Consider the following 11,123-nt stretch of genomic DNA (forward strand, 5'->3'; position numbering starts at 1 on the left):
ACCCCGACCCCGTTTCCGCCGTCAGGCGTCGCCCCAGCCCACTGTTAAAAGGCGCCCTTTTTAAAAGGCGCCTTCTTCTTTTACCATTTACAATTTATCATTTGTCCCATTTACCATTGCCCTGCCTTCGGCAATCTCCCTGCCGCCGCGCAGCCCTCTCCCGCTCCGGTGGCAAAAAAAGGGGGAGTGAGGCCTCCGGCCCCGAAACTTGCCCACCCCCGCACTCGGGGGTGGGGGGACCACGAAGTGGTGGAAGGGGGAGGCCGCCGTAGGCGGCCTGTGCCCGCCTTGCGGGCACAAATTGCTAAAAGCTGACTGCTATCGCTCCTACGCCGCAAGACAATAGCGGCATTTATTATTTACCATTTCCAAAGCATCCTTATGCCTTCTTGAAAGGGTCGTCCTCCGGGTTCCTGTTGTTCAGGATTTCATCCAGTGTCTTCATGGGGCACATGGAGCCGCACATGGTGCAGGTGAATTCATCCTCCGGCTGGCTGCTTTCCCGGTAGCGGCGGGCCTTGGCGGGGTCGATGGCCAGGGGAATCATTTCCTTGAAGTCCACCTTTCTTCTGGCCCAGGACATTTTTTCATCCCACAGGGCAGCCCCCTTCACTCCTTTCGCCAGGTCTGCCGCATGGCAGGCGATTTTGGAAGCCACGATGCCTTCATGCACATCGTCCAGATCCGGGAGACGGAGATGTTCCGCCGGCGTCACGTAGCAGAGGAAATCGGCGCCGCAGGCCGCGGACAGGGTACCTCCGATGGCAGCGGTAATGTGGTCATAGCCCGGTGCCACGTCGGTGACAATGGGCCCCAGCACGTAGAGCGGTGCCCCATGGGTGAGTTTCTTGGCAATTTCCACATTCATGCGGATATCAGACACCGGCATATGGCCCGGTCCTTCCACCATCACCTGCACCCCCGCCTTCCGGGCGCGAACCACCAGTTCGCCCAGATTGATGAGCTCGGAAATCTGGATGGCGTCGGTGGAGTCGTGGCCGCTTCCGCTGCGGCAGCCATCCCCCAGAGACAGGGTGACATCATATTTCTTCAGGAGTTCCAGCAGCCGGTCATACTGCTCATAGAAAGGATTTTCCTTTCCATGCATGTACATCCAGGCAAAAAGAATGGAGCCGCCCCGGGAAACGAGATTTGTGATTCTCTTATTTCTCATAATATGCTTTGCCGTCTCCCGGTTCAGTCCTGCATGAATGGTCATGAAATCCACGCCGTCCTTCGCATGCTGTTCCACCACGGAAAAAAGGTCATCGGCAGTCATATCCTTGAGGCCCTTATGAAGCACGCCTTTCACATCGTACATGGGCACCGTGCCGATGGCAGCAGGACTGTTCTTCACCAGCCACTGCCGGAAAGGCGCCGTCTCCCCGTAGCAGGACAGATCCATAATGGCCTCCGCCTTCATCTCCCAGGCCATCTTCGCCTTCGCCTGCTCCGTTTCATAATTGCACACATCCTCAGAAATCCCCAGATTCACATTCATCTTCGTGCGAAGCCCCTTGCCGATGGCATAGGGATGAAGGGATGTATGATACTTATTGGCAGGAATGACGATGGTGCCCTCCGCAATCCCCTGACGGATAAACTCCGCAGAAACGCCTTCCTCCCGCGCCGCTGTCTCCATTTCCTTCGTAATGATACCCTGCTTGGCCGCTTCCAGCTGTGTCATATGTGCCTCCCATTTCATGCATAATAAAAAGCCCGCCATGGCGGGCTTTGAACAAACAGATTTTCTGCTTCCTTACGTCGGTATAAACCGCATCAAGTTCAAAGGGTCGGATCCATCCTCTCAGTCTTTCGACTCCCCCAGCATGAACTTATTATACCATATGGCGTCTATCTGGAAGCAAAAAGACTCACAGCTTTCATATTTTAAATTCATTGAACTGGTCAAAAAAGTAGTGGAGGAATCATCCGATGAAAACGATTGATTATTACATGCATCTGCCTTACCGACTGGAAATCGTGCCGGATCCGGATGCATAATCACCGGCGATACCTTAAAAAGTGTTGTCGAAAACGCGGAAGACGCCAAAAAGGAATGGCTCACCGCAGCTCTGGATATGGGAGCCCCCATTGCTGAACCAACACCGGCAACGGAGCCGAGAAATCCCCCCTGCCGCTCTATTCAAATGGCCTCAAAGCATAGCACGTAACACAGGCTCCTTCCCCAGGAAGAAGCTGGGCGAAGCCCTGAGGAATACCGAAATCTGATGTCTGACCGTCTAATCCCTCAAACCTCAAATCTCTCTTTCCCAACAAAAAAGCCGGAACCTGAAGTTCCGACTACATCATCATTGGTGCCGAGGACCGGAATCGAACCGGTACGAATCTCACGATTCGAGGGATTTTAAGTCCCTTGCGTCTGCCAGTTCCGCCACCCCGGCAGGTAAACACTATGATGTTCATAATTAATATGGAGGCGGCACCCAGAATCGAACTGGGGATAAAGGTTTTGCAGACCTCTGCCTTACCGCTTGGCTATGCCGCCATATGGAGCGGAAAACGGGACTCGAACCCGCGACCCCAACCTTGGCAAGGTTGTGCTCTACCACTGAGCTACTTCCGCGCTGGCGACCCGGATCAGATTTGAACTGACGATCTCCGCCGTGACAGGGCGGCATGTTAGACCACTACACCACCGGGCCGCACGTAAGTTACTTAATAAGTATACCCATCCTGCCCCTTTTTGTCAAGGGAATGGATGGATTTGTCATTTTATGGTAAAAATGAAAGAAAAAGAGAGGAAATCATAGTATAGGTCACATTTCCCAAAATCTTCTGAAAAAATTTTTTCATTTTTATGAAAAGAAATTGGGTCTCTGCCCCTATGACCCCCATCTGTCTCATGACGAACAGGAAACCTTTCACAAATAGTTTCCTACTGGTATGAATCGCAGAAGCGTCAAGTCGAGTAGGAAACTTTTCACATACAGCTCCCTGTCGGAATGAATTGCAGAAGCATCAAGTCGAGTAGGAAACTTTTCGCATACCGTTTCCTGCCCCTATGACTCATCTCATCATCTGACGTCTGCCCCTTCTACTCCAGCTGCTCCACTGCCCATTCCACTTCCTCCGAAGGAATCCGTTCCTGTTCCAGACGCCAGCCATGGTCGTGCACTTCTTTCCAGGCCATTTTCTCGCTCACCGTCAGTCTGTCAGGGATAACGGCGGTGTTTCCGGTATCTTTGATTTCCTTATCCACGTAGGCAAGAAGGGTGTCTCTATCCATGAGGAAGGAGTGAACATTGGGTAGGATGTGGCGGAGGGAGGATAGGATGTTAAAGCCGTCGGAATCCAGATCTCCCCAGTAGTACACTTCTTTATCTGCCAGCCATTTGGCCTGTCTGGCCAGTTCCAGCACGCCGTAGCCCATGCCGAAGAGGATGAGGCTGCCCCTGCAGTCGGGGAAGGTGTAGCCGTTGACCTTGTTTTCCGTAATGAATATCCGTTTATGAGGCGGGTTGAAACGGGCCACATCGTCGTTGGAGAGGAAGAATTTCCGCACGCCGTAGAAGAGCATGGACGCATCCAGACTTCTGGCACAGATGGAGGGGGTAGGCACGTCTTTGACGAAAAGTTTTTCCTTCATTTCTTCATTGCTGTCCACCTGATTATCCGGAAAAAGGGCATTCCACAGGGTGCGCACCAGGAAGGCATGTCTTTCCAGAAATTTGGTATCCACGCCGGGAATGGAGATTTCCCGAAGGTATCCCTCCTTCTCTTCCTGTTTTTGGAAGAAATCGGCGATATTAAAGAAAAGGGGATAAAATTCTTCGCTGCGGATGCGGGGATAGTAATGGATGAACCAATCTTTCAAAGCGCCGTTTTTCTCATCCACTTCCTTCAAGGAGGAGAGGAATTCTCTTTTCTCCCCGTTCATGCCAAGGAGGGCAAAGGCATCCTCCGGGCGGTCCACGAAGACCCGTACCGGCAGTGTCTGGCGGCCGAAGGTTTTCGTGTTCTTTCCCTTTTCATCAATGCGCCACAGAGGCTTTCCACTGCCGTCTTTCACCGGATGGCGCCAGTAGTCGGACCAGGAAAGGAGGAGGCTCCAGTCCTCTTCCGTTTCCTCCGGCCGTTTCAGTACCATGCGGAAATAGGGCTCTTCCCGCTCTTTGGTCAGGGCCTCGTAGAGGGTGCCCTTCTCTTCCTGTTTTTTCAGTTTTTTCAGAAGCTCTTCGTCATACCGTCTTCTTCTCATGGGCCAGGAATTCCTTTCTGTATTCGCCGATGGTCATATTTCTCAGCTCCGACTGCCTGTTTTCGTTCTGGCTCACGTAGCCCAGATGGGAAATGAAAGGTTCGATGGTGGGAATCTTGGCAAGCGGCGTCACCACCAGAAGCTGCAGTCCCATGCGGCGGAAAAGGGAAAGGCCGAACCTTGCCGATTCGTCGGAGCTCTTCAGGAAGGCTTCGTCGATGACGGTGAACCGGAATGTGGGCAGCCTGCCGCTTCCTGCAATGCCGAAGCTGTACACGAAGCTGGCCGCCAGAATGGTGTAGGCCAGTTTTTCCTTCTGGCCGCCGGATTTGCCGGAGGAATCGGTGTAATGTTCGAATTCTTCTCCCCGGGAGCCATCGGGCTTTCTGATTCTTTCGGAAACGGCAAAGGTGAACCAGTTCCGCACGTCCGTCACCAGGCGGGTCCATTTCCTGTCTTCCTCCGCCTGTCCCGGCCGGCTGGAGCTGAAACGGTCCAGAATTTTTTCGATTTCCAGGAATTTTTCCTCATTATAAAGGTCGTCACTGCCGGAGAGGCTGCTGTCGGTGCATTTCTTCAGCTGCTGACGGAATTTTTTGATTTCCATGTTCAGCGTTTCCACACATTCGATCTCGATATAGTGTCCCTTGTTGTAATCGATATCGTAGAGAGAATGGTTGATTTCCTCGATTTTCTCCCGGATCCGGTCCCGGGCGGTGAAAAGCTTGGACTGGAAAATGGCCATATCCTGGATGGTATTTTCCCGGAGACGCTTCTGGAATTTCGGAAGCAGCCGGGGCAGGTCGTCTTCCTTGATACGGCGGAAGATTTCCTTGTATTCATTGCGGTTGGCCCTGTTCATGTCGGTGGTAAGGTTCGGGTCCGACTCGTTGTGAAGAGTCAGGTACTGCAGGTAGTGGGTCATGCCTTTGGCCATTTCTCCCGATGATTTTCCCTTCTTTTCATCGTTGGCCTCCCGGGCCTTCCGTATCCACCGGTTGTAGTCGGCGTTCTTGTCCTGCATGGATTTCAGGGTGAAAAGGCCCTTCTTGCCGATAATGTCCGTCCGGTGAGCTTCCAGAAAGTCGAAGGCCTTTGTACGGATCTGGTCGGATGCCCTTTCCAGAGTATTTTCATCGGCCCGCTTCTTTTCCTCGTGCATATCCATCAGAGCCTGCAGTTTCCCCTTCTCGCTGCGTAGGCTGCTCATATCGTCCTGATTGTCCTGCCAGTCTGCTTTCAGCTTTTTGATTTCCGCTTCCAGCCGGGAAAGGATATTGTCGTGGCCGGTGAGGCTCTGGATGAGTTTCTTCTGCCGGCGCACCCGGTCTTCGAAGGATTTCCTGTCGATATCCTTGAAATTGTGGATGGTGAGAAGCCTTGCTGCCGCATTTCTCTGTTCATTGTACCGGTCACGTTCTGCCTTCACCTGCCGGATATGCTTTCTTGCTTCTTCCCTGTCTTTGGCCAGCTGGTCCAGTTCTTTGGAAATGAGAACAATCTTTTCCTTGTTCGAAAAGCCCAGCACATAATGACGGCGGTCGTCGATACGATAGCGGTCATCCTTCTTGTGCCATTTCCCCTGGGCCTTGATCTGCCCCTCCGGAGAGAGGGCGAAGGATGCCTTTTTGAAATCGGCAGTGCTTTCTGCGCAGATATGGTCAAAGCGGTGATACAGCTCCCCTGCCAGCCAGGAGGCAAAGGGAGAGTCCTTCTTGATATTCAGCTTCCGGGCAGCCGCTTTGGCAGGAAGGTCCGTCATGCGCACAGGCTGGGTGTATTCTTCCACCCGGTAGTACACAATGCGCTGATGGAGAAAATGGTGCTCCATCCAGCCGATGACCTTTTCGTAGAGGGACTCCGGCACCAGCATGGACACGCCGAATTCCGACAGCAGTCGTTCCAGGGCACCTTCCCATTTCTGCTCCTCCGGCTTCACTTCCATGATTTCACCGGCAAAGGGCATATCGCTTTCCGGCACCACCAGGTCCGAAGCCAGCTGCTTTCGGATGGCTACGAACCTTTCAGGAATATTGGAATCCCGCTTCTTCAAAGATTCCAGTTCCATGCGGTCCTGGCCGATTTTTTCAACGATTTCTCTTTCCTTACTGTCTGCCGCCGATTTCTCTGCATCCAGACGGTCATACTCCTTTTCCAGCTTATCCGCCAGATCCGACAGCTCCTGCCGCCTTTTGATGAATTCATCCAGAGACACGGGCAGCGCAAGGCCCAGGGCATCTGCCAGCACCCTGTATTCTTCCGCCTTCTGGGAAACGATTTTCAGGTCCTTCTCGTAGCCTGCCAGGTCCTTTCTGGCTCCTTCCAGACGGGCGCCGCCGTTTTCCCACATTTCCTTCTTCTTGTTGTCGATTTCATCGGACAGATGGCTGGACTCATCCTGCAGCGTTGCCAGCCGGCTGTCCAGATCCCCCATCTGGCGGCCGCATTTTTCCAGCTCCTCCGACAGGATTTTGATTTCCTCTCTGGCCAGGTAGGGTCCCACACCGTCGGCCATAAGGGAAAGCTCCGACTCCTTTGTCAGACACTCATCATAGCTGTCCGACGCCGCTGCCAGAGGCTCCAGGATTTCCATCTTCTCCCGGTCCCTGACGATGGCATCGTGAATGCTCTTTAAATCATGGAAACGGGACAGAAGGTGCTGGATATTTTCCTCCATGCTGCTCATATCCATTTCCCCCAGCATGTTCCGGCGCACGAAGTCCGTAATGCCGTTCACCTTCTTCATGGACACGGTCTGCTGGAAAAGGTCCAGCGCATTGTCCTGGGTAATGCCGAAGAGGGATTTAAACTTCACCGCATATTCGCCGTAATCATTGAAAATGTGCACATAGGGCAGGCGCTTCAGCTTTTTCTTCAGGTCCCCAATGTTGGTGCCGAAGTTTCCGAAGTCCTGGCGGATGGACATATCCCTTTCCCCCACCACGAAAAAGCGGGTAGGCTTTTCACTGCCCGGGGTGAAATAGAAGACCTGGGCGAGGCTCACATAGTTTTCGCTGATTTCATCGAAAAAGACGCCGAGGATGACGGAGTACTGATTCTTGTCCCGGAGGGCCACCGGCTCCTCCTCCCCCTCCGCATTGCTCCTCTTGGCATAGTAGCCGCGGACGTAGGAGTTGAGGCTTCTTTCCTTGCTGCCGGAATCGGCGGCTTTATTGTAGTTGATTTTCTGCTGTGAAATGAGCAGGGTGAGGATGGCATCTACCAGGGTGGATTTTCCTGAGCCGATTTCACCGGTGAGGAGGGAGGTGTCGCCGCCCAGTTCAAAGGGCCACACCGCCTGGTCGAAGGTACCCCAGTTATAGACCTCCAGCCGCCGGAGCCGGTACCCCGGCCGGGCCATGGAGCTTTCATCAAACAGATTCATCTTCCTTCGCCTCCTCTTCCTTCTTCACGGTCAGTCCGTTTTCTTCCATATATTTATCCAGCTGCCTGTTGAACTCCGACAGCCACTCCGCATCAATGAAACGGCGGAGCACCGGCTGCACTTCATATTCATACTCATTGTCCTTCACCGGCACCAGGATTTTCATTTCCAAAGCCTTGGAAAAACAGCGGTCGATGGAGTTGGTAAACTTGACTTCATCCGATACATCGGGGAAATAGGGCTTCATGCGCCGTACCATTTCCTCTTCACGAATCACCAGGGCCCCTTCGCCGCTTCCGCTGTCGTACTCATTGATTTCATTTCTGAGAAGGGCCAGAAAAAGGCTCATGCGGAAGGTCAGAGGCTGCTTCTTCACCAGATGGGGCAGCACATCATCGTCCCGCTGCTTCAGGAAGGCAAAGCCTCCTTCATCATCAATGACCAGCGACAGGCCGATTTTCTCCATATATTCGTCGATGCGGAACTGCTGGCTCCGGATGGTGTTCCAGATTTCCGCATTGTCTTCCTTCCGCACCACCCCCTGCAGCAGGTTGATAAGCGTCGTGGAAAATAGTATGTCTGCCTTATCCATTCCTGTCCCTCTTTTCAAATACGATACGGTCCATGTCCACATACCGGTTTCGTCCGTCAATGCCCTGGAAGACAATGCGGTCCTTCACCGGCAGGAACCGGTGATGCTCGCTTTTGGCGATTTCCATGTAGGCCAGAAGCTCAAACAGTCCCTTTTCCAGGGGATACATGTCCAGCACATCCTTCAGCGTCACCGTGTCCCAGGTCTCCAGCATTTCATCGATATGATTCTTCAGTACCTTCTTATCCACATACACCTGGTTGAAAATGGCATCCAGACTGCCATGGTGGGTCCCCAGCTCCAGACTGTGGGTCTCAAGCTCCATCTTCGCCGGCGGCATGCGGGGCACCCGCTCCAGCGGCAGGGAAACGCTAGGCGAAAGCTCGCTCACTTCCATGAAATCCTTCGCCTTTGGCTCCGAGCCCTTTATGGAAAGGGCCTTCTTTTCGATTTCCTTGATCTGGAAATAAATATTCTTCTTTTCCTGCAGATTGTTCTCATTCACATACCAACTGATCTGCTCCGACAGCTTGGCAATGGTCTGCTGCACATCTTCTGCGCCGTCCACCCAGGCCTGCTTGATATGGAGGGCATCGTAGCGGTCCATATCCTTCGACAGGGCGGAAAGCTTTAAAATCTTCCTCATGGTCTCATCGAAATCCCGCTGCTGGGAAAAGGCCATAAGATAGTCGAAGAAGGCGGCAAAACTCTTCCCCTGCTCCGACTCCTCGATCACTTCCCGGTCCGCAATGAACTGCTCCAGGAGAGCCCCCTTGCCATGCTCCCATTCGTTCACCTCATCCCGGAACTGGGTATAAATCTGCTGGAACTTATCCTTTACCTCCCGGAAATCGGACAGAATGCCGCCGGCAATATCCATGGCCTCCATGAACCGTTCCTTGATCTGCACATCGTCCAGCACTTCCACCCGGCCGCCTGCCTTCAGATCCCGGATTTTCCTGTTCAGCTCGTTTCTCTGCTTTTCCAGATACTTCAGCCTTTCCTCACGGTCCGGATTGGCCTGATGCTCGATTTCATGAAGCAAATGGAAAAACGTATGAAGGCGGGACTCGGTGCCGATAAAGGACCGGCTCTTCAGACTGGCCAGCCACTCCACCGCCTTCTGCCCTGCGGTGGTCAGATCATAGAAGGTCTGCCGGTTCTGGTAAAACCGCCGAAGCCAGCGGTGATCCTCATCGGACCACCGGCGAAGATACAGCTTTGCCTCATCGGCAAGGTCATCATCATCGGGAATGGCCTCGCCGGCAAGACTGTGCTTCTCCGAAAGAAAAGAGCGCATATCCAGCACCAGCCTGGCCTCGCTCAGATTGCGCACGTTGTTTTCAATAAATTCACGATAAAAAAAAGAACAACAGAAAGCTGCATCATCAGAAGCCAGAAGCTTCCACGATGGACTGTTTGTTCTTAAAACTGCCAGGGAGTCCAGGTCCATAAAGCTGTCATTTGCCATGGACATCCTCCTTATTTAAAAATTCGACAAAAAAGAGCCAGGCTGCACCTTACCGCCCTTTGGCACCACGAAGAAATCCTCATCAAAGATGCCTTTGGCTATTTTCCTCAAAATGCCGTAATTCCCCTTGATGACATGAAGCTTCCTTCCCAGAAGCTCCACCAGCGGCTCAATATACGCCTTCACCGGCGCCGTATCATAGCAGCCCGTATCTATAATATAGAAATCATGCACCGGAGCGTACAATTTTTTAAGATACTCATGGGCCTCGTCCCTGCCCATCTTCTTCTCCAGCTTTGCCATATCAAGGGAAGATTCTTGGGTAAACTTCATCCAGCTCTCCGTCATGAATACGCCATATATATCCCGCTTCAGATTATCCAGCGAATCATCGGACAAAAGAATGTCCAGACAGTCCCGGGTCTTTGGATACACCAGAGGCGCCGAAGACGCAGTAATGCCGATATTTCCGCCGCCGCATCCCGTAGTGCACACCACGATACGGTCTATATTGTAGAAATGGTCGATCTTATCCTGCACATAATGATGAAGAGCCTTGGGATCCCGATGAAGACCGGGCGGCATGAAATACACCACACTCTCCGACGAAGCCTCCTTCAAAGCTGCCTTCAGCTCCCCCTCCAGCGTAGGGCAGGCCAAAATCACCGTCTGATTGCCCATGATACATTACCTCATCATATAAAGAACAGCCGCCCACATAAGAACCGTAGCAGCTGCCCCAAGAAATACAATCATACCCCTGCCGCTTCCGCTGTCCGCACCAGCCACTTTCCTGCCAAACCGGGACTTCGTCCCGTCCAGAAAAAGAAGCCCGCCGAAAGCTGCTATCTGGGCATACAGGAAATAAGAAAGCAAGCCATCCGGCACTCCTGAAACAGTCACCAGAATACAGGGAAGAAGAATCAGGCACATAAAAAGCACCCGAAGCCCCCGGTACCACAAAGGATACCGCCGCTCCGGCCCCTTTCCCTTCACTGCCTGATAACTCCAGATAGTCATCAGAAACCCGATGGCCAGCAGGATAAAATTCAGCTCATCCATAAAAATCGCCCATCCGGACAAAAACAAAACTGCTGCCTTTATTGTGGCATAAGAGAAGAGATTTGTAAATCGCTGAGGGAGAAATTTTTAGAGAAAAATTCTCCAAAAATTCACGAAATGTAGAAATGGTAAATGATAAATGAAAGTAGTGCCTTTTAGCAGGGCAGTATTAGCAGGGCAGCATTTAGCAATTGTGCCCGCCTTGCGGGCACCGGCCGCCTACGGCGGCCTCCCCCTTCCACCACTAACGTGGTCCCCCCACCCCCGAGTGCGGGGGTGGGCAAGTTTATGGAGGAAAAGGAAACCACGCCACTACGCCTCTTGCCCACCCCTGGCAAGGGGTGGGTGGCGAGCGCAGCGAGCCGGAAGGGGTCGGCAGAGGGGGGGAAGG

The 11,123-nt window shown here is 52.9% G+C and carries 7 protein-coding genes, 4 tRNA genes and 1 riboswitch; all 11 genes read right to left on the minus strand.

From position 1 onward, the window contains the following. Positions 1-379: 379 nt before the first annotated feature. Entirely contained in the window at positions 380-1,687 is a 1,308-nt protein-coding gene (thiC, locus tag Q0482_RS06270; protein ID WP_297027940.1) for a phosphomethylpyrimidine synthase ThiC, read from the minus strand. 52 nt (positions 1,688-1,739) lie between these two features. Then, a riboswitch (TPP riboswitch) is annotated at positions 1,740-1,836 on the minus strand. 480 nt (positions 1,837-2,316) lie between these two features. Further along, a tRNA-Leu gene (locus Q0482_RS06275) sits at positions 2,317-2,405 on the minus strand. 30 nt (positions 2,406-2,435) lie between these two features. Further along, positions 2,436-2,509, minus strand: a tRNA-Cys gene (locus Q0482_RS06280). A 3-nt stretch (positions 2,510-2,512) separates the two neighbouring features. After that, positions 2,513-2,587, minus strand: a tRNA-Gly gene (locus Q0482_RS06285). A gap of 2 nt (positions 2,588-2,589) precedes the next feature. Further along, positions 2,590-2,666, minus strand: a tRNA-Asp gene (locus tag Q0482_RS06290). A gap of 392 nt (positions 2,667-3,058) precedes the next feature. Next, complete coding sequence (locus Q0482_RS06295; protein ID WP_299144773.1) at positions 3,059-4,222, minus strand: DUF3322 and DUF2220 domain-containing protein; 1,164 nt, start codon at positions 4,220-4,222, stop codon at positions 3,059-3,061. After that, positions 4,203-7,607, minus strand: coding sequence for an ATP-binding protein (locus Q0482_RS06300; RefSeq protein ID WP_299144775.1), 3,405 nt, complete (start codon positions 7,605-7,607; stop codon positions 4,203-4,205). The genes Q0482_RS06295 and Q0482_RS06300 overlap by 20 nt, the downstream gene beginning before the upstream one ends. Then, entirely contained in the window at positions 7,594-8,199 is a 606-nt protein-coding gene (locus tag Q0482_RS06305; protein ID WP_299144777.1) for a DUF4194 domain-containing protein, read from the minus strand. Before Q0482_RS06305 ends, Q0482_RS06300 begins: the two co-directional genes overlap by 14 nt. Further along, on the minus strand, positions 8,192-9,670 hold the full coding sequence (locus Q0482_RS06310) for a DUF3375 domain-containing protein (protein ID WP_291055194.1): 1,479 nt from the start codon (positions 9,668-9,670) through the stop codon (positions 8,192-8,194). The genes Q0482_RS06305 and Q0482_RS06310 overlap by 8 nt, the downstream gene beginning before the upstream one ends. Positions 9,671-9,685: 15 nt before the next feature. Beyond that, on the minus strand, positions 9,686-10,351 hold the full coding sequence (locus Q0482_RS06315; RefSeq protein ID WP_296981156.1) for a DUF1638 domain-containing protein: 666 nt from the start codon (positions 10,349-10,351) through the stop codon (positions 9,686-9,688). 6 nt (positions 10,352-10,357) lie between these two features. After that, positions 10,358-10,732: a hypothetical protein gene (locus tag Q0482_RS06320; protein ID WP_299144778.1), complete on the minus strand. Its 375-nt coding sequence runs from the start codon at positions 10,730-10,732 to the stop codon at positions 10,358-10,360. Positions 10,733-11,123: the final 391 nt, after the last annotated feature.

The organism is uncultured Dialister sp. (genome assembly GCF_937959425.1).
Classification (GTDB): Bacteria; Bacillota; Negativicutes; order Veillonellales; family Dialisteraceae; genus Dialister.